Annotated in this window: 19 protein-coding genes and 2 tRNA genes; 14 read left to right on the top strand and 7 right to left on the bottom strand. The window is 58.5% G+C overall.

Annotated elements, in window-relative coordinates; all coding sequences use genetic code 11:
• Nucleotides 1–4,944, bottom strand: a complete 4,944-nt coding sequence (locus C1722_RS09750; RefSeq protein WP_102379061.1) for a DUF11 domain-containing protein — start codon at nt 4,942–4,944, stop codon at nt 1–3.
• Between the two features lie 353 nt (nt 4,945–5,297).
• Between C1722_RS09750 and C1722_RS09745 the strand changes: the two genes are divergently transcribed.
• The 9 genes from C1722_RS09745 (at nt 5,298) to rplQ (ending at nt 9,414) form a co-directional block, all read left to right on the top strand.
• A tRNA-Lys gene (locus C1722_RS09745) sits at nt 5,298–5,373 on the top strand.
• Nucleotides 5,374–5,444: 71 nt separating this feature from the next.
• Nucleotides 5,445–5,518: transfer RNA gene (locus tag C1722_RS09740), tRNA-Gln, on the top strand.
• Between the two features lie 274 nt (nt 5,519–5,792).
• Nucleotides 5,793–6,011: a translation initiation factor IF-1 gene (gene infA, locus C1722_RS09735; protein WP_102375564.1), complete on the top strand. Its 219-nt coding sequence runs from the start codon at nt 5,793–5,795 to the stop codon at nt 6,009–6,011.
• A 193-nt stretch (nt 6,012–6,204) separates the two neighbouring features.
• A complete protein-coding gene (gene rpmJ / locus C1722_RS09730) occupies nt 6,205–6,318 on the top strand; it encodes a 50S ribosomal protein L36 (RefSeq protein ID WP_006363204.1) in 114 nt (37 codons plus the stop codon).
• A 22-nt stretch (nt 6,319–6,340) separates the two neighbouring features.
• A complete protein-coding gene (gene rpsM / locus C1722_RS09725) occupies nt 6,341–6,709 on the top strand; it encodes a 30S ribosomal protein S13 (RefSeq protein ID WP_102379060.1) in 369 nt (122 codons plus the stop codon).
• 9 nt (nt 6,710–6,718) lie between these two features.
• Nucleotides 6,719–7,117, top strand: a complete 399-nt coding sequence (gene rpsK, locus C1722_RS09720; protein WP_102379059.1) for a 30S ribosomal protein S11 — start codon at nt 6,719–6,721, stop codon at nt 7,115–7,117.
• Between the two features lie 16 nt (nt 7,118–7,133).
• On the top strand, nt 7,134–7,760 hold the full coding sequence (rpsD, locus tag C1722_RS09715) for a 30S ribosomal protein S4 (protein WP_102379058.1): 627 nt from the start codon (nt 7,134–7,136) through the stop codon (nt 7,758–7,760).
• A 33-nt stretch (nt 7,761–7,793) separates the two neighbouring features.
• The gene (locus tag C1722_RS09710) at nt 7,794–8,744 is read left to right on the top strand and encodes a DNA-directed RNA polymerase subunit alpha (protein WP_102379057.1); all 951 of its coding nucleotides are present in this window, start codon (nt 7,794–7,796) and stop codon (nt 8,742–8,744) included.
• A gap of 13 nt (nt 8,745–8,757) precedes the next feature.
• Nucleotides 8,758–9,414 (top strand): 50S ribosomal protein L17, encoded by a 657-nt coding sequence (rplQ, locus tag C1722_RS17685; protein WP_102379056.1) that lies wholly within the window; start codon nt 8,758–8,760, stop codon nt 9,412–9,414.
• Between the two features lie 316 nt (nt 9,415–9,730).
• Here the strand turns inward: rplQ and C1722_RS09700 are convergent, their stop codons facing one another.
• The 4 genes from C1722_RS09700 to C1722_RS09685 form a co-directional block, all read right to left on the bottom strand.
• Nucleotides 9,731–10,363 (bottom strand): FAD-binding protein, encoded by a 633-nt coding sequence (locus C1722_RS09700; protein WP_342352764.1) that lies wholly within the window; start codon nt 10,361–10,363, stop codon nt 9,731–9,733.
• Nucleotides 10,306–11,280, bottom strand: a complete 975-nt coding sequence (locus C1722_RS09695) for an FAD-dependent oxidoreductase (RefSeq protein ID WP_102379054.1) — start codon at nt 11,278–11,280, stop codon at nt 10,306–10,308. The genes C1722_RS09700 and C1722_RS09695 overlap by 58 nt, the downstream gene beginning before the upstream one ends.
• A 219-nt stretch (nt 11,281–11,499) precedes the next feature.
• The gene (locus C1722_RS09690; RefSeq protein ID WP_102379053.1) at nt 11,500–12,195 is read right to left on the bottom strand and encodes a Crp/Fnr family transcriptional regulator; all 696 of its coding nucleotides are present in this window, start codon (nt 12,193–12,195) and stop codon (nt 11,500–11,502) included.
• Nucleotides 12,196–12,529: 334 nt separating this feature from the next.
• On the bottom strand, nt 12,530–14,773 hold the full coding sequence (locus tag C1722_RS09685) for an oxidoreductase (RefSeq protein ID WP_102379052.1): 2,244 nt from the start codon (nt 14,771–14,773) through the stop codon (nt 12,530–12,532).
• Nucleotides 14,774–15,017: 244 nt separating this feature from the next.
• Between C1722_RS09685 and C1722_RS09680 the strand changes: the two genes are divergently transcribed.
• The 5 genes from C1722_RS09680 to C1722_RS09660 all read left to right on the top strand — a co-directional run bounded on the left by C1722_RS09680 (nt 15,018) and on the right by C1722_RS09660 (nt 21,312).
• A complete protein-coding gene (locus C1722_RS09680) occupies nt 15,018–16,436 on the top strand; it encodes a helix-turn-helix domain-containing protein (RefSeq protein WP_180995122.1) in 1,419 nt (472 codons plus the stop codon).
• Nucleotides 16,437–17,002: 566 nt separating this feature from the next.
• Nucleotides 17,003–17,695: a GGDEF domain-containing protein gene (locus C1722_RS09675; RefSeq protein ID WP_102379050.1), complete on the top strand. Its 693-nt coding sequence runs from the start codon at nt 17,003–17,005 to the stop codon at nt 17,693–17,695.
• A 32-nt stretch (nt 17,696–17,727) separates the two neighbouring features.
• Entirely contained in the window at nt 17,728–18,561 is an 834-nt protein-coding gene (locus C1722_RS09670; RefSeq protein WP_102379049.1) for a MerR family transcriptional regulator, read from the top strand.
• A gap of 177 nt (nt 18,562–18,738) precedes the next feature.
• Entirely contained in the window at nt 18,739–19,215 is a 477-nt protein-coding gene (locus C1722_RS09665) for a TrmO family methyltransferase domain-containing protein (RefSeq protein WP_102379048.1), read from the top strand.
• Between the two features lie 342 nt (nt 19,216–19,557).
• Complete coding sequence (locus tag C1722_RS09660; protein WP_102379047.1) at nt 19,558–21,312, top strand: FAD-dependent oxidoreductase; 1,755 nt, start codon at nt 19,558–19,560, stop codon at nt 21,310–21,312.
• A 157-nt stretch (nt 21,313–21,469) separates the two neighbouring features.
• Here the strand turns inward: C1722_RS09660 and C1722_RS09655 are convergent, their stop codons facing one another.
• Nucleotides 21,470–22,477, bottom strand: a complete 1,008-nt coding sequence (locus tag C1722_RS09655; RefSeq protein WP_102379046.1) for a hypothetical protein — start codon at nt 22,475–22,477, stop codon at nt 21,470–21,472.
• Nucleotides 22,455–23,024: an RNA polymerase sigma factor gene (locus C1722_RS09650; protein ID WP_102379045.1), complete on the bottom strand. Its 570-nt coding sequence runs from the start codon at nt 23,022–23,024 to the stop codon at nt 22,455–22,457. The genes C1722_RS09655 and C1722_RS09650 overlap by 23 nt, the downstream gene beginning before the upstream one ends.
• Between the last annotated feature and the right edge of the window lie 219 nt (nt 23,025–23,243).

Here is a 23,243-nt window from a genome sequence, read left to right as displayed (position 1 = left end):
CTATCGCCATCGCAGATAGTCGTGTCGCCTTCGTTTGGGCGAATGGGCTTTCGCGCGCGGCGGCGCGGCGGCGGTCTCCGGTGACACGCGTTGCATCCGGCGGAGCGCTTTCCTGCGCTTCGAGCGGACGATTGCCGCCACTGCCAAAACGGCGAGTGCGATGAGCGCGGAAGCGCCGATCGCAAAGACCGCGGTTCCGTCTCCCGTCCTCGGCGCTGCCGGGCGCCCGTTCGCGCCCGCTTGAGGCACGGTGTGCTCAACGATGTTGCTGGTGTTTTCGAGAACGCCGCTCGATCTTGCGCGGTCGGCGGCGCTGAGCGCGAACGAGGCCTGGTTCTCTATCGATCGAACCGTCTGGGGAGCATCGACCGTTACGGCGAACGACAGCTCGAGCGTTGCCCCGGCTTCGATGCGCGGCACGAGCCATTCGATACGGCGATTGTTTTCGCCCAACGTACCGCCATCGGAAGCCGACTGCGGCACGTACGATGATCCTTCGGGTACGGGATCGCGAACGAGCACGTTTTCGGCGATCGCATCGCCGACGTTCGAGACGGTAAGCACGTAATCGATCTCGTCGTCGTTTCGCACGCTTTCGCCTGCTGGCGGTACGGATGACTTCACGACGTTCACGATGGGGCCGAAGGGCGATGCGGTGTTGACCGAGTGCACGGTGCGGGCGGTGGCGCGGTCGGGGTCGGGCAAAGTCGGATCGCCTGCGGTAACCGAGTCGGACGATGCCGAATAGAGCGCCTCGTTGACGATCCATTCAGGCGGGTTTTCACCGACACGAACCGAAAATCCGACCGACCGTTCGGTATCGGGTGCGACATCGGTAAGCACCCATTCGACATAGCCGTCGCGTTTTTCCGTGGCGATAACGAATGCGCCTCCCTCGCTTGCCGAGTCGAACAGATACGAGGCCCCTTCGGGGATGTAATCGCGAATCCGCACAGTCGGCGTTGTTGTCGCGCCGGTGTTCTTGACGGTAATCAGATACGCTATCTCGCTGCCTGCTTCTACGGCGGATCCCGATGCGGGATTGGCGGTCTTGTAGGCGGTCGTCTTGTATCCCTGTATCGGCTCGGGGTCGTGCGAGGGAAAGGCTACGGAAACTTCGTGTTCGACCGACGCGTCTCCCGTGTTGTCTGCCGAAGCCGTGGCGCTATTGCTCACGGTATCCCCAGGCTCCGCCTCCTCGTCGATCAGCGTTTCGTAGCGTATCGTCAGCTGGTCGGCGCTTGTCAGATCGAAGTCCGTTTCAACGGAAAAGCCCGTGAGCGTTTCGTTGCTGTCTGCCCGGTAGACGATTTGCGCGGAATCTATCGGTTCGTTGTCGCCGTTGCTTACGACAACCGACCCCTTGGCTATCGATGCCGATTCGGTCGATTCGAGCGCGTCGGTCACGCCGATGCTTCGTGCGGGCCCTGTTTCGTCGGTGTTGAAGATGGAGAGTTCATAGCGGGCCGTGCGGCCGGGGGAGTAGGTTTCACGATCGGACGTCTTCTCTATTTCGAGCGCGGTATCGTCGGGGTCTGCGCAGGTGATCGAGCAGCTTGCTTGTGCTCTCGGGGCGTCGTCCGCTTCGGTCCAGGCGGTATTGCTTACGGCCTTCGATGGGGTTTTCGCATTGAATCTCGCTTTGTACGAAACGATGATTTTCGACGAATCGGGAAGATCGGCGTTGGTGGTGATAACGAATCCGCTATGTCCGCCCACCCCGTTGTCGGCCCATGCGACGTCCCACCCGGAAAGGGTGCGACCACGTTCGTCTTTCAACGAAATCGAATCGTCGAGGATCGCAACGGCCCGAGCCCTGTCGGCGAGCAGATCGTCGCCGATGCGCACGTTGTGCGCGGTCTCCCCAGTCCGCAATTCGGCTACCTCGATCGTGTACTCTGCCACGTCGCCCACGTGGTAAAAACCGATATCAGCGGATTTCGATATGCCCAGAACGGGACCGGCGACCGAAACGGTTTCCGTATCGGTCGCGGGAAGGTTCTCGTCGCTTGTGGCCGTTATGCTGTTCGTGGCCGTTTTTGAAGCGAGCGCTTGATCGGTGATCAGGGCTTGGTATTCGATTCGGAAGGAGCGTTCGCGTTCGATATCGAGGGGATTGAGCGCAGCCGCTTCGATGACTGTGCCGCCGTTGTTGCAATCCCATATACGATGGTTTTGGCTATTGACAAGCGCCTTTCCTGTTTCGATCTTCCAGTTCTGCGAGCCGACGTTTTGGGCTATGCCGATTTGATCGGTGATGACGGCGCCGTCCTGATCGCTGACCACGATGGAATTGCGAAGCAGCTCCATGCCCGGTGTTTCGAGAACGTCCTCGAAAACCACGTTGCGGGCGACGGTTCCCCGTGCCTGGTTGGAGGCGTCGATGCGATACGTTACGATATCGCCTACTTGGTACGCGAGGGAAGGAGCCTGCTTGGCAACACTGAGGCGCGGCGAGTTTACCCATACGCGGGCAGCCGGCTCGGCCGTTACGGGTCCGGATGCGTTTTGCGCAAAAACTACGGCGCTGTTCAGGATCTCGCACCCATTTGCTTCTTCTGAGGGGATGCATTCGAAAACAAGCTTAACCGGCGTGTCGGCAGGCAGGTAGTTCAGCGACAGGGAGGATTCAAGCCGGTTTTCCGATGCCTCGACGGTGCCCGAGATCGTACGTTGCTCGGCTTCTCCATGCACTTCGTCGTCGCCGTGGACGGGATAGGGGGTTTGCGCTGATTCCCCATCGAGGTTGATTCCCTCGACGCGTACCGCGTCAGGCCCATCGACGATGGTGAGCCCCTCGGGCAGAGGAAGGCTTTCGAGCGTAAGGTCGCGCGCGATGGTCCCCTTTGGTTCGGCTGCTATCTTCACCTCGAAAACGACAGGATCGTCCACGCGGCGCTCGTAGGCGCTTCCGGTCAACGGGGAGACCAGCGCCTCTTCGGAGATGACCAGGCGGGGCGAGTTGATGAACACCTCGGCATCGTCAGACGTGGGGATAAGGGGGCATCCCGTGCTGCCATCGGGGATGTTTTGCGCATGGGCGTATACCGTATTGACCACCTCGGTTCCGTTTCCCTGCTCGCTCGCGATGGCGCGATACGATATATCGACGGTTTCTCCGAAGTCGAGCTCGTCAAGGGAAGCGGTCCAGCCCTCAGCCGTTTCGCTGACGGATGCATTTTCGCCTTCGGCTATCGCAACCGAGCCGGGTACGAGTTCGAGCCCTTCGGGAAGCGGATCCGAAACAGCCACCGTTTTGGCCCTTGCGTTCTTTTGCGTTTGGGTAAGCGTTGCGCGAAAGGTCACCTCGCTTCCGACGGGAAACTCATACTCGTTCGCGGTTGCAGGATCGGCTTCGACGTGCTTGTCGATATCGAGCTCGGGCGGCGCGAGCTCGGTTACAACCTCTTCGGTGGGTTGCTCGGTTCCGTTGATGATGGCCTTTGCGCTGTTGGCGAACCGCAGGGTGCCGTCGTCGGGATAGTCGATCACCTCGGTTTCGATTTCGAGATAGTACGTTTCGCCCATCATGCTCATCCCACTTTCGCAGAATTCTTTTGCGAACTCGAAGGAGACGGTCCTCGTGTTGTCGTCGAATGCAGCTGTACCTGCTTGAGGGAGTTCCTTGCCGCTTTCATCGAGCAGGCGTGCGCTTTCGAACCGAAGCGTGCCCGGTAACGTATCGACGATCGACATCGATTCGTAGCGGATGAAACTCGTTGCGCCGAGGTCGTTCACCTGTTGAGCGATGCGGTATGTGATCGTGTCGCCCAGACGGACATCGTGCGTTTTGTCGGCGATCTTCGTCGGAGCCGGCGGTTTAACCGAGGTGAGGGTCATGAAGTTGGTTGCGTACCACATACTACCGTTCATGACGGCCCCGTCGCCCGCGATGCCTGCCGTGCCGGACCACGAAGCGGTTTTGACTGCGTATGCTTTGGTTTCGATCGAATTCGACAGCTCGTTGTCGACGGCGAAGCAGACCGATCTCCAGTAGTACGTTTGCTCTCCGATCGTATCGGAGAAATCGATAGAGTCACCGTTTGAGTCGTATACGTCGGGGCAGCCGATAAACGTGGTGTAGCCATTTCCGTATTCGTCGGTCTTGTCGTAGAGCAGGCTGCCGGCGATGACGTCGTAGGGGGTCTTTCCCCCCTCGTAGTTGTAGAGCAGCGAGGCGTCCGGCGCTTCGTTGCTCACGTAGCGGGCGGACACTTTTTCGCTCGGCAAGGCGAACCCCTCCCCTCGGTTGAGCGATGTGGCTGTCACGTATATCGTGCCGAGTTCGATCGGCAACCCGGTTTGGGCTTCGAAGAACTCATAGTGCGCATCGAGCTCGTCGGTGCCGACGAAGAAGATTCCGTGGCTGAAGCACTTGGGTATCTGCACGAGCGGATGGCCGTTGTAGTGCGCTTGGTAGTCTCCCTGTTCGGCCACCGTGTTGCCGTCGCGAACCGTGTAGGTTGCTTTGATGGATACGGGAACGCTGAAGCTCGGATCGGCGATGTCCTTCATATCGCCAACGTAGTCATAGACGATGCTCACGCTGGCTCCATTGGCTGCGGAGGCTGTCTTGTCGCAGAGAAATCCGAAGCCCGGAATGCCTTCGGTTCTGCCGTAGACGTTCTCGATGGGTATCTGCATGGCGCGATAGGGCGAGTAATCTCGGTTTGGGTCGCGCTTCGCGGTGCTGTCGGTGAGGGCGATCATCGAACCGCCTGATGTAGTGAAATCAGGGATGGCGATATCGTTTTCGAGATCGAGCAGGTTGATGTACTTTCCCTCGTCGAAGAAAGTCGTTCTGTCGACCGAGACCACCCCGCTTGCCTGGAGCAGGTTTTCCTGCGGCGAAGCAGAGGCGACGGGTGGGTTTCCCGCGAGCCCCGCTGCGCAGATGAGCAGCGATACGAAGAATACGAGTATGCGGATCGGGTTTGCGGACATCGGCTTCCTCCTTGGTTCGCCGCGCACCTCGGCTGTAAGACGCGCGATACAGCAAGCCTACCGCGCGCGTCTTGCGCGGCGGTCTGAGGGATGAAGCGGGAACCTTGCACCGTTGAACATGAGGAATCCGGACAGTCTTACACGCATCGTCCTTTCGAGTGAGTTTTCCGCGATGCCTTTTGCGTCGGATTCGAATTAAACTGAGAATGATTTACCTCGATCCCGTCGTTTTGCCGGTGTCCGAAATATGTCGGATAATTCTCATTGACCGCATTAGAACTCGCGGCTAGAATAGATACTCGCATTTCGCGAAGGTACCCTATGGTTCCGCACGCTACGCGAGTGAAGATGGTGGGCCGTTAGCTCAGCTGGTAGAGCAGGGGACTTTTAATCCCAAGGTCGCGGGTTCGACTCCCTCACGGCCCACCATCTTCACTAGGCAAGCATATGCCGCGAAGGGCGACCCGTGTTTCCTTCGTTTCGGGAAACACTGTATACACTGGCCCATCGTCCAACGGCAGGACTCTGGTTTTTGGTACCAGCTATCTAGGTTCGAATCCTGGTGGGCCAGCCACGCAATCGATAATCGCCCGTAAGGGCGATTTTGCGTATAAGCCGATAGTCGATCGAATCGGGTCTCTATCCTAAAGTGCTTGGAGGGCTTCAGGATGGATGAGCGCCCGTTTCCAGGGGATTCTCTATGGGGGACTGCGTACGATCGCCGAATGACTATGGGTTTCCGTGTGCAGCCTATGTGTGCGCCCATAATGCGTGCTTGCATGGCTGCCTGCGTTTTTGATATCATCTACGTTTGTCGCTTAATGACCTATTTGCTTTAAGGAGCACTTTTGACCAAAGAAGATGTTATCGAGCTTGAGGGGACGGTCCTCGAGGCGTTGCCGAACGCAATGTTTAGGGTTGAACTCGAGAACGGGCACAAGATATTGGCTCATATTTCCGGCAAGATGCGTATGCACTATATCAAAATCCTGCCGGGGGATAAAGTAACCGTCGAGCTCTCGGTGTACGATCTTAATCGCGGACGCATCACCTATAGGTACAAATAAGCGGTTTCCTCCCGCGCATCGGGTTTCCGAATGTGCGGTTTTTGTGTGCTTGAGGCTAAGCATGCGTTGTTCTCGCGGTCGAAATCGTTCGGCGCGGGCTTATGGAGCAAACAATCACCTGCGGCTGGGTGTGGCTATACAGTAAAGAAGATAAGGGTCGCTTTAGACCTGCACAAACCGAAAGGAATTTATTATGAAGGTACGTCCTTCGGTCAAGAAAATGTGCGACAAATGCAAGATTATCCGACGCCACGGCAAGGTTCTCGTCATCTGCGAAAACCCGCGCCACAAGCAGCGTCAGGGCTAGGAAGAAAGAGGAGAAATAACCTATGGCACGTCTTGTTGGTGTCGACCTTCCTCGCGATAAGCGCATTGAAGTCGGCTTGACCTACATTTACGGCATTGGCCCCACCACCGCCAAGAAGATCATCGCAGATACCGGTGTCGATCCCGACATCCGCGTGAAGGATCTCAGCGAAGATGATCTGACCAAGCTGCGCGACTACATCCAGGACAACCTCAAGGTCGAAGGCGACCTGCATCGCGAGGTTTCCCAGAACATCAAACGCCTCATGGAGATCGGTTGCTACCGCGGCCTGCGTCATCGTCGCGGCCTGCCCGTGCGCGGTCAGCGCACGCACACCAATGCGCGTACGCGCAAAGGTCCCAGGAAGCAAATCGGCGGAAAGAAGAAGTGAGGTAACTAAGTGGCAGCAAAGAAGAACGTGCGCACGCGCCTCAAGCGTTCCGAACGTAAGAACATCGCCGTCGGCTCTGCGCATATCAAATCTACGTTTAACAACACCATCGTGAGCATCACCGATCCTCAGGGTAATGTGATCTCGTGGCAGTCCGCCGGTACGGTCGGGTTCAAGGGCTCTCGTAAGTCCACCCCGTTCGCAGCGCAGATGGCTGCGGAAGCGGCAGCGAAGACCGCCATGGAGCACGGCCTGCGCAAGGTTTCCGTGTTCGTTAAGGGTCCGGGTTCCGGTCGCGAGACCGCTATTCGCTCGCTTCAGGCTGCTGGCCTCGAAATCGCCAGCATTCAAGATTGCACGCCTATCCCGCACAACGGTTGCCGTCCGCGCAAGCGTCGTCGCGTTTAACTGAAAGGATCTACACATGGCTCGATACACAGGGGCGGACTGCAGATTGTGCCGCCGCGAAGGGACGAAGCTGTTCCTTAAAGGCGATCGCTGCTATACGGACAAATGTGCCTTGGAGCGTCGCAACTATGCGCCGGGCGAAGCCGGCAAGAAGCGCGTGAAGGAAAGCGAATATCGCACTCAGTTGCGCGAAAAGCAGAAGACCAAGCGTATTTACGGTGTGCTCGAGAAGCAGTTCCGTGGCTACTACGATCTCGCCAACCGCCAGCAGGGCGTTACCGGCGAGAACCTGCTTCGCATCCTCGAAAGCCGTCTGGACAACGTGGTGTACCGTCTCGGGTTCGCCAAGTCCCGCGCCGAGGCTCGCCAGCAGGTCCGTCACGGACACATCGTCGTCAACGGCAAGCGCGTCGACATCCCGTCGTACCGCGTTCGCCCGGGCGATCTCGTCGCCGTAGCTCCGAAAGCCAAAGATATGCTGGTCATCAAGAGTGCGCTCATCTCCAATGAGCGTGTGCAAGTCCCCGCATGGCTGGAAGTCGACATCGAGAAGCTGCAGGGTAGTGTGCTCTCCCTCCCGCAGCGCGATCAGATCGATCTCGACATTCGCGAACAGCTTATTGTCGAACTTTACTCGAAATAACATTGCGGCATAATTGAAGGAGGCTTACACAATATGACAGAGTTCATGAGGCCGACGGTAACAACGGAAGAGATCAACGAGACCGTTGCTCGTTTCGTTGTCGAGCCGCTTGAGCGTGGTTACGGTTACACATTGGGTAACTGCATGCGTCGAGTGCTCCTTTCCTCGCTGGACGGTGCGAAAGCAACCGCGATCCAGATCGAGGGGGTGCAACACGAGTTCACCACCGCTGAAGGCGTGATCGAAGATATTACCGACATCGTGCTGAATGTGAAAGGCCTGGTGTTTTCCGCACTTTCCGATGACATCGAAGAGGCGACTGCTCACGTATTGGCTGAAGGACCGTGTACGGTCACCGGTGCGGATCTCGATATCCCCACCGAATTCACGCTGATCAACCCCGAGCACGTCATCGCTACTGTTGCCGACGGCGGTCAGCTCGATATGACCATCCGCATCGGCGTCGGCCGCGGCTACGTTTCGGCTGAGCGCAACAAGCGCACCGAAGATCCTATCGGCGTCATCCATGTCGACTCGCTGTTCTCGCCGGTTCGTCGCTGCACGTTGAACGTGACCGACACCCGCGTGGGCCAGCGCACCGACTACGACAAGTTGGTGCTGGAGGTTGAGACCGACGGTTCCATCGCCCCCACCGAGGCGATCTGCCGTGCGGCCAACATCATCAACCAGTATATGGGCGCGTTCTTGAGCCTCTCCGATACGCTCGAAGAAGAGGAAGGCGAGGTTGCCTCGATCTTCGCTCCCGAAGGCCAGGAGAGCAACGCGGAGCTCGACAAGCAGATCGAGGATCTGGACCTTTCGGTTCGCTCCTACAACTGCCTGAAGCGTGCGGGAATCCACTCCGTGCGCCAGCTCGTCGAGTTCTCCGAGAACGACCTTTTGAATATCAGGAACTTTGGTGCGAAATCCATTGAAGAGGTCAAAGACAAGCTGATCTCGATGGATCTCAATTTGAAGCTATAGGAGTTAGATAACGATGAGACACTATAAGAAAGGTCGCAAGCTCGGTACCGACGCGAGCCATACCAAGGCAATGAAGAAGAGCCTGGTTGGTGCGTTGTTCCTGAACGACCGCATCAAGACGGTCGATGCGCGCGCCAAGGAGATCCGCGGCGACGTCGACAAGATCATCACCTGGGCGAAGAAGGGCGATCTTCATTCCCGCCGTCTCGCCATTGCGGCACTCGGCGACAAAGAGCTTGTTCGCGAGATCTTCGAGAAGGTTTCGCAGGGCATGTTTGCCGATCGCCAGGGCGGTTACACCCGCATCATGAAGCTCGGCAACCGCAAGGGCGACAATGCTCCCATGGTCATCATCGAGCTCGTGACCGAGCCCGTCGCCAAGGCCAAGAAGGACGATGCCAAGCCGGCTGCGAAGAAGTCCGCTGCCAAGAAGGCCGCTCCGAAGAAGGCCGACGAGGCCGAGGAAGCCAAAGAGGCTGCCGAAGAGCTCGAGCAGATCGAGGAAGCGGTGAAGGAGGAAGCCGAGACTTCCGTCGAGGCCGCCGACGAAGCCGGCGACGAGAAGGCTGCCGTCGAGGCCGCTGAGACCGCCGCCGAGGCTGCCGAAGCCAAAGAGGAGACTCAGGAAGCCGAGGCTGCTGCCGAGAAGAAGGCAGACGAGGCCAAGTAGGCGCCTGAGCTTGCAAGCGGCACATAGTTGAATCGAACGGGGGCTACGGCCCCCGTTTTTACGCTCGGAAACGAGTGCATCCGAAGCGGTGCATCATCATGCCATACTCGTTCATCCACATGTAGCAGCGTTACGAAAAGCCTGCCCGCAGAAGCCTGCCGCAAAGGATGCGAAAACAGCTTCAAGAGCAACGCAGGAGTTCCGAGTGCTCGCGATGGACGATTGAGGGGTTCGTCGGTCCCGTCAAAAAACCGGCATCCCAATACGTATCGTTGGGATGCCGGTGAAAAGAAGACGCCCTTATCGAGGGAACTGCCTAGAACGTCTCAAGGGCGTTGAGAACTGCGCGACGACCCGATGTGTAGGCAAAGGACGTACCGGTCGATGGTTTGGCGATGTTGTCCCTGCCCTGGATGCTGCAAAGCATCTGTCCGGTGCCGTACAATCCGGGGATGGGCGTTTCGCTCCAATCGAGCACTTCGAGGTTTTCGTTGGCGATCAAACCGCCGTAGCTGTGCGCGTACCTGAGGTTCATCTTGATGATGTAGTAGGGCCCTTCTCCAATGGAGGAGGCGATGGGGCGGTTGAACGCAGAATCGATACCGGCGGGGGCGTCTGCGTTGTACGATTCGATCGTCGCCTTCAAACCCTCGCTGTTTATTCCGGCTTCGGAGGCAACTTCGTCTACCGTGTCGGCGGTAACGATAAAGGGCAAGTCTTCACTTGCAAGCCACTTCTCCCAGGTATCGGGGGTGAATACGCCTCCCACTTCCCTGGTTCCCAGGGCATAGAAGACGTCGAACGATGCTTTGTCCAAGAAGAGGTAGGCGGTGGAATCGGGAAGGGATCGATACGCATTGACCTGCGCCGGCGCTGGGCCCATTTCGTTCATTATCCTGTTGCCGTCAGGTCCGATGATGATTCCTGCGGCATCCCTGAACGAACCCAATACAACGGAATACAATTGCGTGCCGGTTCCGGGCGAGAGCTCGAGGCCTCCGCCTTCGATAGACAGGTTGTCGAGGTACCGAAGCATGGCTCCACCGTACAGGGCAAGTCCCATTGCTTTGCCGTCCGAGGACTCCGAGCCGTAAAAATGACGTTTTTGAGCGACTCGTAGGGAAGCATGTCACGTCGCGCGCCAAAGCCTCCCGCAGCAAGAACGACGGCTTTGGCGTTGATGCGGTATTCGGTTCCATCCGCGGCTTCGGCGATAACGCCTACAACGGTACCGTTTTCCTTTATAAGCTCGGTAGCGGTCGTTTCGAGCAGCAACTCGACGGGGGATTCTTCGATTTTTTCCGTCAGGGTTTTAGCGATGCCCGGGCCGCCCCCGATGGGATAGCAGATTCGCGCAACGGGATACGGGGGGAAGAATTGTACCTCGTCTGAGAACTTGACTCCCATATCGGACATCAGCCAGTCGTAGGTTGCCCCGTTGTTCTCGGAGTACATTTTTGCCGTGGCAAGTACGTACGGGTCGTCGAGGTCTTTGGCGTAGCTCTCCAAAATCAACTCGGCATTGTCTTCAACGCCTGCGTCTTTTTGCTTTTGCGATCCGCCGATATTGGTGGCGGTAGCGCCCAGCGAGGCTCCGCCGGTCATCGGCATTGCCTCGAGCAAAACAACGCTGGCTCCTTTTTCGGATGCCGTGCAGGCCGCGCTTAGCCCTGCGGCACCTGCTCCAACGATGACGATATCGGCAGTCTTCTCCTGGTTTTTCGCTTCCGTGCCTTCCGAACCGTTCGAATCCGCAGATGCGGTGGTGGGTTCGGCGCTCGGGCTGCACCCGGCCAAACCTGCTAAAGCTGCGGCTCCGCCGGCGATAACGGCGGTTGATAAGAATTTCCTGCGATCCATTTCCATGGCGATCTCCCATCCCTTTTAACCTTGAAGCCATCTATGCGGTTTCCTGTTTGTGCCGCCTGGCATGTCGGTGGCATTGCTGTGTGCTTGTCTGGTCCAACTCGTTGGCAGCACGATTACCCCCTTTCTGCAGGTAAGAGAATAGGGGTCTCGAGATGATCGGTCTAGAAAGCGGGGCTACAGGTGTAGTCTCGGCTACAGCGTCCGATCGTGTCTGTGCTAGAGCGTGTTTTGATTGCTGACGGCTTGATCCTTCTTGTACGCCTCAAGGCGTTTTACGTCGGGAACGTTGTAGGCATTGTTGATCCTGCGGATGAGACCTTGGTTTTTGAGGGATCGCATGCACTTCGTCACCGTAATGCGATTCGCATTGACGAAATCCGCCAGCAGCTGGTGGCTGAGCGGAAACGCGATGAGCTTTCCTCCTTCGAAGTCTTTTCCATATCGGTAAGAGAGTTCAAGGATGGTGTCGCCGATCCGCCAAACGACGGATTCGTTTTTCCGATTGCTGTAGAGCTTTTTTATCGAAAGCATTTTTCTTGCGGCAACGCGGGCCGCATACTGGGAAACTTCTTTATCTCGTTCGAAAAGGTCTGAGAAATCCGCTGCGGAAATGAAGAGGGCCCGGGTTTTGATCTGGGCCTGAAACCCTGTTGGAAAGGGGATGCCCAGCAAAAGCGACGTTTCGCCGAGCAGTGTTTCCTTGTCTACGATCAATCCGAAAACCTTTTCACCGTTTTCCGTGAAGTCGACAGCGAAAACAAGCCCTTCGATAATGTAGTAGCAACCTCCTATCGAAGTATTGTGTTCGACCAGCATTTCGCCTGGAGCGAATTCTCGCTCGTCCCCAACGAGGAGAATGCTCTGAGGCACTGGCGGTGCATCGTAGAATAAACTGGAAAAGTGGGCTCCCATGGCTTCCGCCTTCTCTCGGTTCAAGTACTTGCCATTCTAGCGTATCGGGAGCATGCGGCGAAGCGCGGTAAAGCCGTCGTAGCTGTCGCCGAAGCGCTCGGGCGAGTGCGATTCGGGTGGATGCCGACGAGTTCGCGCTCTCGCATGCGGCTATTCAGGATAGCCGGCCGCTTGTCGACGCCGATGCGGGCTACCCCCGTTGATTCAGGTCGCCGCCGTGCGTGCTGTCGACGGATTTCCTTTGCTCACGACAAGCAAAGAAGCCCCGCGCAAGCTTCCGAAAGGGGCTTGCGCGGGGCTCGGTGCGCATATGGGTTCGGGCTGTTTCGGATTGCTAGATGCTACGGGCTACGATGTTGCCGGCATGTATGGCGCTTTGAATGTTCTTGGGTGCGTCGCATCCTACGGCATATGCCTCGATGCCGGTCGCGGCGATATCGTCGACAAGCGCGGTATTGCCTACCATGTCCCAGCACTCGATAACCGTTCCGCAGACGATTTCCTTGTCGAGGCCGCAATCCCGCATCGTGATCCTGAGGCCGCTATCGGTAACCTCGGTCGCATCGGCTTCGTTGTAGACCTTGACGCCCTTTGCGTACAGGTGGGGTAACGTGAACCTTCTCACCCAAGGCGATTGCTCGATGTCGAGAACGTCTTTGGCGCCGGGGTTCACGATGTCGACATGCTTTCCTTGCGCAATAAGAAACGATGCGATATCCACTGCCTGCAGGTTGCCGCCCACGATCACAACATCGTCGTCGATCTCGTTAAGATCGATAGAGCCTACGTCCATGACGTTAACGGAGGCGCTCGAAGAAAGCTTGCTTTCCCTTGAACCGCCGACGGCTACCAAGACGACATCGGGACCCTCGCTTTTCACGAAGTCCACGTCGACCGTCTGGCCGGTGACGGTCTGGACGCTTGCGATCTCAAGTTGGCGTGCTAGGTAGTCCTTGAGGTCGCCCATCCGCTCGTGGGTCCCCTTGTAGGCCTGCGCCGTTCCCAGCAGGCCGCCCAGAGAGTCCTTCTGTTCGTAGAGGGTGACGGTGTGGCCTCGAAGCGCTGCAATGCGCGCCGCCTCCATGCCCGCAGGGCCTCCGCCTACGACCATAACGTTCTTGCTTTTCTCGGCAGGCTCGAGCGCGTAGCCTTCCGGCATTTCTTCGGTGTAGGCAAACTGCGTTGTTGCATTCACGCGGCACATTTCCGCTTCGCCCAGTGGTTTCGCATGGCAATGGAAGCATTTCGTGCACGGGGCTATCTCGTCCCGACGGCCTTCCTCGAGTTTTTTGGGCAGTTCGGGGTCTACGACGAGCATGCGGTTCATGAAGACGAGATCGACGTCACCGTTTGCAACCGCGGCATTGATCAGATCGGGGGCAAGCCTCGCATCCATATTGCCCGCGCAGCCCACGGGGATGTCGACGACCTCCTTGATTTTCTTGGCGAGGGGAATGAATCCGCCGACGCCCGAGTGGCTGCCGTCCATCAGGCCTTCGAAGTGCTTCGCGTAATCGAACTGCGTGCCGAAACCCGTTGCCCCATCCATCTTGTAGCCCGTGTGGTTGCAATCGGGTCCGTAGCAGGTAACCTCTTGGCCGGGCACGCCTACGCGGACCTGGATGAAATCGGCGCCGGATTTTTCCAATTCCTGAGCCAGGTATTGCGCCTCTTCCAAAACGATGAATCCGTCGTTGTCTCCCAGGTTCGAATCCATCTCTTCTACGGCGTTAATCAGCGTCAGGATGGTGAAGTCTTCACCGCATTGGCTCCTGATCTCCTCGATGATCTCCTTGAAGAGACGGACGCGATTCTCGTTGTTCTGGGCTCCGTATTCGTCTTCTCTGAAATTGCGGCTCCTCGAGAGGAACTGGTTCAAGACGTCGGTGGTCGCGCCCTTCATTTCGACGCAGTCGAAGCCGGCGTTCTTCAGCCTGAGGGCGGCTTCCCCGCAGTCCTTCACGAGAGCCTTGATTTCCTCATTGGTGTAATCGTTGACCTGCGTTATGGGGGACAGCGGGGTGCCGAGGCCGAACTGGACGCCAACGTATGCATCGGCTTGATGGATCCGGTCGGCGATTTTCTGAGCTTCGAGAACGCCTTGTTCGCTGGGTTTTGAGCCGTTCGTGAGGCCGAAGGGGCTCAATGTTCCGGTTTCGAGAATGATGAGCGCGGTGCCTCCGTCGGCGATGAGACCGTAGTAGTCGATCGCGTTCTGGCTCATTTCCGTAGCGCCCTTCGGCATTGTGTCGGAGCCTGCTGCTGATTTTACGATGCGGTTCTTGAGGTTCATGCTCCCGATCGTGATGGGGCTGAAGATTGCCGACACGTCGCCCGAATAGCTATCGTACGAATCGTCTTGCGGGTTGAGTTCGACTACGGTGGACGGCGAAGGTACCGCCGAAGGGGCATTCGCCGCGTTTCCGCTCTCCGCCGAATTCGATGGTGCGGGGCTGCATCCCGTGAGGGACAGAGCCGATGCCGCCGTTGCGCCGATGGCCGCCAAGGCTGCGCCTCCCACAAAGCTCCGTCTCGAAATGCCCGTGGTTCCGATTGCCTCTTTTGAGGGCTTTTCCATCTGTGGACCTCCCTTGTACCCTGTATCATTGTTTTGCAGCGCTGCAGAAACGATGATATTGGTTGGGTTCGTGCGCGCTACCGCATGAATCAGGGGAAAATCGTCTCGCTTCTTGGATCACATCATTGATGTGATGCCTGAAATCAAAAGATCGAAGCGTTTGGCGCTTTGCGACATATAATGGTTGTCGGTTATCGGCCGGGATACGGGGATGGGCCGGTTTGCTATAGCGAAGAGGAGCAGCGTGGTAGTGGTCGCGAGAAACAAAAAGCAAGGCGGGGGGTTCCTATCGGGCTTTTCGCTGCTTGCCTGCTTTGCCATTGCGTTCTATCGGCTTGTCTATTGGAGTACCAACTCCGGGTCTTTCGCCCCGACGAACGACTTTCTGAACTTTACCGAAATGGCCGCGCAGGCTGTTGCCATGCTCGCACTGATCGTGCTCGACTATCGTTTCGCGTATACCGAGCGAACGGTCAATGCCTTCATCGTCGTTGCCGCCGCCGCGCAGCTCGGCGGAAGCGGATTGCTCTTTGCGCCGTACTATTTGGGGGATTTCGAATCCCAGGCGGTTGCAGTTTTCGGCGCCGTGTTCCGCGGGGCGGGAAGCGCCGTGCTGCTTTTGGGCTTGGGGCGCCTTTTGTGTTCGATCGAGCCGAAGCGCTCGGCGCTCATCATTGCGGGCGGGTATACGATTTTCGGTGTTATCTCGCTCGCTCTCTCGCTCGCGCCGCGCGACGTTATCGCGTTTGCGGCGCTCGTGTTCCCGATCGCATCGGGGTTTTGCTTGGTGTGGTGCAGCGAGAAAAACGCCGTTAACGTCGGCGAAAAGCAGATGGTTGATGCGGCGATGCTGCGAAGAATTCCCCTCGACACCGTGATCCTTTTGTTCCTCTGCGCCCTTGCGGGCGTTGTCAGCGGGGCTTTTACGCCGCCGAGCCTCATTGACCAGAGGGCTTTCAACGTGTTTTGGATGATCATCTACTTCGCTGTTTTCGTGGTCTATTGCGTTTGGGTATTCCGGTTCAAGCGCAACGATCCCGACGCCCTTTGGCCTTTCCTGGTACTCGTTATCTTCAGCGGCCTGTTTTTCTATTCTTCGTTCTCGGCAATCAACTCGGAGCTTGCTACGAGCTTCATGAGCGCAACCCGACGGACGCTCATGCTGTTCTGCTGGGTGTTCATGGCGGCTTCGATCTATCGGCAAAAGCTTCCGGCGCTGCTGTTTTTCGGCGCCGGCAACCTGGTGTTCTCGCAGCTTCCCGCCATGGTCGGCTACCTGATCGGGATATTCCACCCGATGCTCGACAGCTACGAGACATCGCTCGTCAACATAGCGATAACCGCGGCTATGGCGCTGGTTCTTGTAGTGGCGATCATCGTAGTGGTGATGAGGGCCAGGGTTTCGCAGGTTGTTTCGCCGGGCCAAGCGAGCTCGATCGATCCGACGGAGCGTGCGATTGCCGTCATTGCCGAGCAGTACGCGCTTTCTCCGAGGGAGTCGGAAATAGCCTTGCTGGTTGTCAAGGGCTACACGCTGCCGATGATAGGCGAGAAGCTCTTCATATCGACCGATACCGTTCGATCCCACTCCAAAGGGCTGTACAAGAAGCTCGGTATTCACAAAAAGCAGGAGCTTATAGCGCTTGTCGAGCGGCACGTATAGGAGTGCGCCAATCGGGGCATGGGGCATCGCGGGGACCGAGAGGTTGGTGCTGACTGGGTCTAAACGGGGGCGCGGCTTGCGCGGGCCGCTCGTTTAAAAGCACAAAAATCGCCGTTGTGAAGCTTTCTGTGCCCGATTCCCCCGCCTTCACATTTTTTGTCCTTTAAAAGACCAGATCAGAAGCTTGCTGATACAGTGATCTCAACCGTTACGCTCCAAAGCGGTTCCGCGCGTCTTCTGAGGCGGACAAAATGCTTCACATCGGCTTTTTTTGTCCGCTCGACAGTGTTTTGGCTGCATTGCGGCGGGTTGACGATGGGCTCGGAATTCGAAAAACGACGTGCATTTCGGGGGCTGGGCTGGCGGACGGCGGGCCATTGCGGCTTGCCTGCATGCTCCCGGGGCCGACGCCGACGGACGCTCGACCCGTCCAATCCTATAGACGAGCGCTGTCGTCGATGAAAACCGAGATGCCTGGGCTATACTTTGAGCAACGGCAACGGCAACGGCAACGGCAACGGCAACGGCAACGGCAACGGCAACGGCAACGGCAACGGCGGTAGGCCATGAACGAACCCGAATCGGATGGTATCGATCCTCTCTACATCTCGGATATCGAGACGTACGACCTGCTCTGCATCAACGAACCGGGACGGGAGCTGTTCGGCGTCAGCTCCGATGAGGATATAGCCAACTTCAGGTGCTATGAGTTCTTGCAGTATCACGATTCCCTGACGGGCCTTCTCAACCGCAACCGCTATATCCAGGATCTTGACGGCTTGGACGAGCGAAACCAACCGATCGGCGTTATCTTCCTCGACATCAACGGCATGAAGGAAGTCAACGATCGGGACGGCCATGCGGTGGGCGATCGGTTGCTTATCGAATGCGCGAATGCAATGCGCTCGGTGCTCGCCGACTTGTTCTCGCTGTACCGCATCGGCGGCGATGAGCTTGTCGCCATCGCCGTGGGTATCGCCGAAGACGATTTTTCCCGTTTGTCGACTGAGCTCGGCCGAACGTTCGAGGACGGTTCGCTTTGCCGCGCGGCCATCGGTGCACGCTGGGAGGAGCATCCCGAGAGCATTTCGGAGATGCTGTTCGATGCCGATGAGGCGATGTGCTGCGACAAGCGCACGTTCTATCGCGCGGCAACGCGCGGCTCCCACGGTGTGGGATGCGATCGGGTTGAAGGCGGACGGCGCGAAGAGGGTTTTAGCGTGCCGCTCCGCCGCAGCGATGCGGTTTGCTTTGATTGAGTGCTCGTGGATGGATACGGGGTGACGGCTTCATGTTCAAGATAGGGGAGTTTTCTCGGTTATCGCGCGTTTCGGTGCGCATGTTGCGCCATTACGACAAGCTCGGGCTGCTCGCTCCCGATGCAATCGATCCCGAGAACGGCTACCGTCTCTATTCCGTCGGGCAGCTGCGTCGTGCGAACAAGATCACGACGCTGCGCGATATGGGTTTTCTCGCTGAGGATATCAAGCGTTTGGTAGAGCTTGATGACGAGGGGTTCGTGTGCGAGCTCGATCTGCACGAAGAACGCATTCTCTCGGATATCGAACGGGGGGAACGGCGGCTTGCCGACGTGCGCAGCCTTCGCGATGCCGTGGTCGACGGATCGGCCGGCCTCGATTTCGAAGTGTCGCTCAAAGCGGTGCCGTCCTACGAGGTGATCGCGCTGCGCATGGCGCTTTCCTCCTACGACGAAGAGCGCCGTGCCTGGGAGGCGCTCGGTTCGTTCGTGAAGGAGCACGACGTGCCCGTATCCGACCCCTATGTCGAGTTCTGCGAGTTCGACAGCCAAAGCGAAGCGGACGAGGAAGGCGTGACGGTCGAGGTGGCGGTGGCGGTCGACGAGCTGCGCGAAGGCGAGGGTCCCGTCCGCTTTTACCGAACCGACGCCTTGCCCCAGGTAGCTTCGATTATGGTGTACGGTCCCTACGAGAACATCGCCCCGGTGTATACCGCGTTCGCTCAGTGGCTCGAGGGGCATCCCTTGTACGAGATGGCGGGCAATACCCGAGAGATCGCCCATCGGGGATGCTGGAACACCGAGGATCCGAGCGAGTATGTGACGGAATTCCAGATTCCGGTGCACCGCAGATCATCCGAGGGCTGATCGGTTACCGCTCGGCCGCGCGGTGCCCAGCGCGTTTTTCCGCTTTCGGCGGACGACGCGCCTTCAGCCGTTTTGCCGCCATGCGTCCGCATCGGTTGTGCGGGCGGCGAAATTACCCGTTGACCCTGACACGGTGTCAGCCTGTACGCTCCCGATACCACGAGAAAGGAGCGTTTCATGAGCACCATAGAACTCAATCCCATTGGCACCGTATCCGAGCGAGACGGCCTGTCGGCCATCGAGGTTGCCGAGGCGTATCGCCCTGGGCTTCGGGGGCTCGACGGATTCAGCCATCTCATCATCGTATGGTGGGCGAGCGGCGCCGACGAGCCCGAGTACCGTATGTTCCTCGATGCGGGCATGCCGTACCGCAAGGTGGAATCGCCGCTTGGCATCTTTGCCACCCGCTCACCCGTCCGCCCCAACCCGCTGTGCATCAGCGTTGTCGACGTTGCGGGAATCGATACCGAAGCGGGCATTATCCGCACACCGTATCTTGATGCCGAGCTTGGAACCCCCGTGATCGACATCAAGCCCTACACGCCGAGCATCGATCGCGTGGATGCTCCCGCAGTTCCCGATTGGTGCGCGCACTGGCCGAGGGACGTCGAGACGTCGGGCGATTTCGATTGGGGGGATGAGTTTCGCTTCTGATCGGCTGAGCGAACGCGGCGGCGATGGGGACTGTGAGGCTGCCGTGCCCGCCGGGCGAGTCGAGGCACCTCGCCCGCAGCGCCGATTCTGCGACGACGACTTCGTTATCCCAGATCGCATGTCCCCCAAAACGGGCCAATCTCGGTTTTCGCGAGGTAGCCCCGTTGCGGGGGATGTATGCCCCTTTCGGTTTTTCATAGAGTGCGCTCAGGAGGACGGGCTATCGGAGTCCGCTTGGGAAATCCTCTTGCACGTACGTCCGATGCATCGATGCGGCCCGAAAAGCATTGAAGTCGCATGCGGTCATCGGAATCGTGGAAACATCAGGAAGGGAGCTAGAACATGGAGATGGATCGTCGTAATTTCCTCAAGGGCGCGGGCGTGACCGCGGTCGGGGCCATGGCGGCCGCAACGCTCGGGGCCTGCGCGCCGAGCGCGGATGCCGGCAAGAAGGACGCGAGCGCGCCCGTATCGGCCGACGGCGAGGAATACCTGACCGCTGAAACGATGAAGAAGAAGTGGTCGTTCGAGATTCCGCCCGAGCCGATTGCCGAGAGCGACATCGCCGAAACCATCGAGGCCGATGTGATCGTGGTGGGAGCCGGCACGGCGGGTCTTATGACGGCGAACAGCGCCGCGGAAGAGGGCAAGAACGTCGTCGTCGTATCCGCTTCGACCAAGCCCACTTCGCGCGGCGGCTCGAACAACGCGGTGTACTGCAAGGCGTTCGAGGAGCAGGGCTACGAGAAGGTTCCCGTGTCGCAGTACCAGAAAGAGATCTTCTGCCAGATGCACAAGGTCGATCAGCGCAAGTGGTACCAGCACTACAACAACTCCGAAACGGCCATGAACTGGACGATCGACCTCATGGAAAAGGCGGGCTACTCGATCGACATCGAAATCGGCACGCCCGACGAGGAGGACAGCCTCTACCTGCAGCGCACGGCTGCCGTCGGTTGGAACCTCAACGGCCAAGAGCCTCCCGAGGAGGGCATGGAGGTCGTAACCGGCAAGATGCAGCCGCTTCTGGTGTACGAGCTCGCCCGGCATCTCACCGAGGATCTGAGCGGGACGATCTACTACAAGAACGTGGCCGAGCAGCTTGTTCGCGAAGACGAGAACACGGGCCGCGTAACCGCCGTCATCTGCAGGCGCGAAGACGGCACCTACGCCAAGTACGTCGGCAAGAACGCCATCGTGCTCGCCACGGGCGACTTCTCGGGCGATCGCGACATGATGCGCTGCTTCTGCCCTGAGACGGCCGACTTCGTGGACCCGAAGGTGTACGACAGCGAGCCGGACTACGACCAGGGCTTCAAGTACGGCGGCATCTACAAGGGTCAGGGCCAGAAGATGGGTCTTTGGGTCGGCGCCGCATGGCAGAAGAGCTTCCCGAACTGCACGATGGGCTCGTATTGGGCGCCCGGACCCCGCAACCTTTACACGAACCATCTCGGCCTGCTGCTCGACCGCGACGGCAACCGCTACATGAACGAGGACTGCATCGGCCCTATGGCCGCCGAGAACATCACGCTGCTTCCCGAGAAGAAGGCCTATGCCATCTGGGATGCGGGCTATGCGAAGCACGAAGCGGTTTCGGGCGACTGGACGGTCGATTCGATGATGACGGGCGAAGAGGCCATCGCCGCAGCGGTTGCCGGTTGGACCAAGACCGCCGAGGGCAACGGCCAGACCTACGTCATGGGCGATACGATCGAGGAGGTCATCGAGAAGCTCGGCCTTCCGAAAGAGACCATCGAGACGGTGAACCGCTACAACGAGCTTGCTGAAGCGGGCGTGGACGAGGACTTCCACAAGGATCCGCAGCATCTGCACCCGATCGCCGAGGGTCCGTTCTTCGGCGAGATGTGCGAAACGTTCGGGTTCCTTACGGTGCTCGGCGGCTTGAACACCAATGTGAACATGCAGGTATGCGATGCCGACGACAAGCCGATCCCCGGATTGTACAACGTGGGAACGATGGTGGGCGATATGTTCTCCGGGACCTACACGTTCATGATCGAGGGCGCGAACTACGGCATGACCTGCGTGACGTTCGGCTACCTCACTGGCAAGTACATCGCCGAGAACGAATAGCTTAGGCGCATTCGACGCCTTCCGTAGAGCCCCGACGCTTGCTTGCTGAAAGCGTCGGGGCTTGCGTACGTTGGCGCGGGTGCGGTTGGCGTTCGGGATACGGGTCGTTTTCAGGGCGGATGCGTGGCGGGTTTCGCGCCTCCGCTGTGCTGTAGCCTTAGCTCAGCTGTTCGATGGTGAAAAGCGAGGTGCGGTCTTCGAGGCGACTGTCGTCCATGAGCTTTTGATAGCGCTCCTCGATATCCTCAACGGGGGCTATGCGGTATCGGTGCGATTCGGTCGTGCCGTCATAGAACGTCGCCGTGATGGTGAGAACCGATTCGCCTACCATCTCGGCGGCCTTGGTTTGTACGAGAACGCCTAGTTGGTTCATCGCCTCGTTGTAGGCATCCATTTCGTCTTGGGTGAACCCCTCGTTCGGATTCTCGTCCGGGTTCTCTGCAAGGGCTTCATCCATGCGCTCAAGATGCTCGTCGAGCACTGCGGCCGACTCGACAAGATCACCTTCGACGGGAACGTTGGCCACGATGTAAATGAAGCCCTTGTCGGCGTTTTTCAGATCGTCGGGACCGACGGTAAAGCGGTAGCGCGTGAAATCTTCGGGGGGCGTGCTCCAATCCCGCGCGGGATCGAAATTGAAGTACACGCCTTCTCCTTCGAGCTCGTAGGTGAGCGAGGCGATGCCCGAGCCTTCGCAGGCGAGGTCGAAATATATCGAGCAGATGTAACCCTTCTTCATGTCCGTGTCGTGAATGAAATCGTTCTCGTAGGGGCTTGCATTCTCCCAGGCTAACTCGTCGAACGAGTACCAGCCGCCCCAGCTGGCGAAGTTGCCGAGAGCGAGCTTTACGTTGCCTGCGTTTTCGGTTGCTATGCCCGCAGCATAAGCGGTCAACGCGAACGATTTCTCATCGCTGCCGAGCATGCGATCGACGGCGGGCGTGAAAAAGAGGCATCCGAATACGATGGCGCCGATGCAGGCAGCCGCCGCGATGCGCCACGCGGGTCTTGTCGGGAGGCGCTTGCGCGTCGAGTGCGCTGCGGATGATTGGCTGCATGCCGAGCGCTCCTCGAGAATCGCCCGGTTAAGGCTTTCGCGGGCGTTATCGGGCAATTCGACTTCGTTCATGTGCTTGCGGTAGTCATCGAAAAGGTTGCGGTTCATGATTCGCTCCTTTCTGCTTCGTGGTGATGATGGCGGCTTGTTCGTTTGCGCCGAGGTTTTCCCGCAGCTGCTTGCGCCCGCGATGGAGGCGGGTACGCACCGTTGCAGGAAGAATGCCCAAGATATCCGCGATCGCTTCGGTCGAATACCCCTCGACATCGTGAAGGTGAACGACGATGCGAAGCTTTTCCGGCAGATGCGCAAGCGCCGCCCAGACGGGATGCTCGAAGAGCGCCTCGAGACCGGGATCGCAGACGGCGGACTCTGCAAACGACGCAACGTCATCGGTGGATTCAACGCGCCGTCTCCAGGCGCTGCGATGGTATTCTCTGCATCGGTTGGCGGTGACATGCAAAAGCCATGCCTTCATATGCTCGTCGTCGTGGAATTCGACGGTGCTCTTGAGCAGGCTGAGAAAGACATCCTGCACGACATCCTGCGCATCGGCGGCGTTGCGCAGGTGCGCGAGCGCGAGCCGATAGACGCTGCCCGCCAGGGTGTCGAGCGCATGCTTCATGAATTGTTCCGAACGCAATTGGTCGGTCATTGAAATCACCTCCTTGCATAATACATGCGGGAAAGCCCCGATTCGTTTCATCGGGGCGGGTTTTCTTGCGGGCACGTGGGACGATTTGCCAGTGCGGCAGTTGGTGGGCGTGCCGCCCGCGGTGCCGCAGCCGATCGTCGCATTGCTTTTCGCGTCCGCGCGGCAGTTAGCCGGAGCGCGGGCGGCACGGCATTGTGCCAGGCGGGTTGTACCGGGCTC

The sequence above is a fragment of the Raoultibacter timonensis genome, assembly GCF_900240215.1.
Lineage (GTDB): Bacteria > Actinomycetota > Coriobacteriia > Coriobacteriales > Eggerthellaceae > Raoultibacter > Raoultibacter timonensis.
The sequence above is the reverse complement of the archived record's forward strand: the minus strand, read 5'-3'. Positions and strand labels throughout refer to the sequence as shown.

Coding starts and splice junctions, on each gene's coding strand:
- rplQ (WP_102379056.1), top strand. CDS start 8,758: ATGAGACACTATAAGAAAGGTCGCAAGCTCGGTACCGACGCGAGCCAT.
- C1722_RS09750 (WP_102379061.1), bottom strand. CDS start 4,944: ATGTCCGCAAACCCGATCCGCATACTCGTATTCTTCGTATCGCTGCTC.
- C1722_RS09675 (WP_102379050.1), top strand. CDS start 17,003: ATGAACGAACCCGAATCGGATGGTATCGATCCTCTCTACATCTCGGAT.
- C1722_RS09695 (WP_102379054.1), bottom strand. CDS start 11,280: ATGGAAATGGATCGCAGGAAATTCTTATCAACCGCCGTTATCGCCGGC.
- C1722_RS09710 (WP_102379057.1), top strand. CDS start 7,794: ATGACAGAGTTCATGAGGCCGACGGTAACAACGGAAGAGATCAACGAG.
- C1722_RS09665 (WP_102379048.1), top strand. CDS start 18,739: ATGAGCACCATAGAACTCAATCCCATTGGCACCGTATCCGAGCGAGAC.
- C1722_RS09670 (WP_102379049.1), top strand. CDS start 17,728: ATGTTCAAGATAGGGGAGTTTTCTCGGTTATCGCGCGTTTCGGTGCGC.
- C1722_RS09660 (WP_102379047.1), top strand. CDS start 19,558: ATGGAGATGGATCGTCGTAATTTCCTCAAGGGCGCGGGCGTGACCGCG.
- C1722_RS09655 (WP_102379046.1), bottom strand. CDS start 22,477: ATGAACCGCAACCTTTTCGATGACTACCGCAAGCACATGAACGAAGTC.
- C1722_RS09690 (WP_102379053.1), bottom strand. CDS start 12,195: ATGGGAGCCCACTTTTCCAGTTTATTCTACGATGCACCGCCAGTGCCT.
- rpsD (WP_102379058.1), top strand. CDS start 7,134: ATGGCTCGATACACAGGGGCGGACTGCAGATTGTGCCGCCGCGAAGGG.
- rpmJ (WP_006363204.1), top strand. CDS start 6,205: ATGAAGGTACGTCCTTCGGTCAAGAAAATGTGCGACAAATGCAAGATT.
- rpsM (WP_102379060.1), top strand. CDS start 6,341: ATGGCACGTCTTGTTGGTGTCGACCTTCCTCGCGATAAGCGCATTGAA.
- C1722_RS09685 (WP_102379052.1), bottom strand. CDS start 14,773: ATGGAAAAGCCCTCAAAAGAGGCAATCGGAACCACGGGCATTTCGAGA.
- C1722_RS09650 (WP_102379045.1), bottom strand. CDS start 23,024: ATGACCGACCAATTGCGTTCGGAACAATTCATGAAGCATGCGCTCGAC.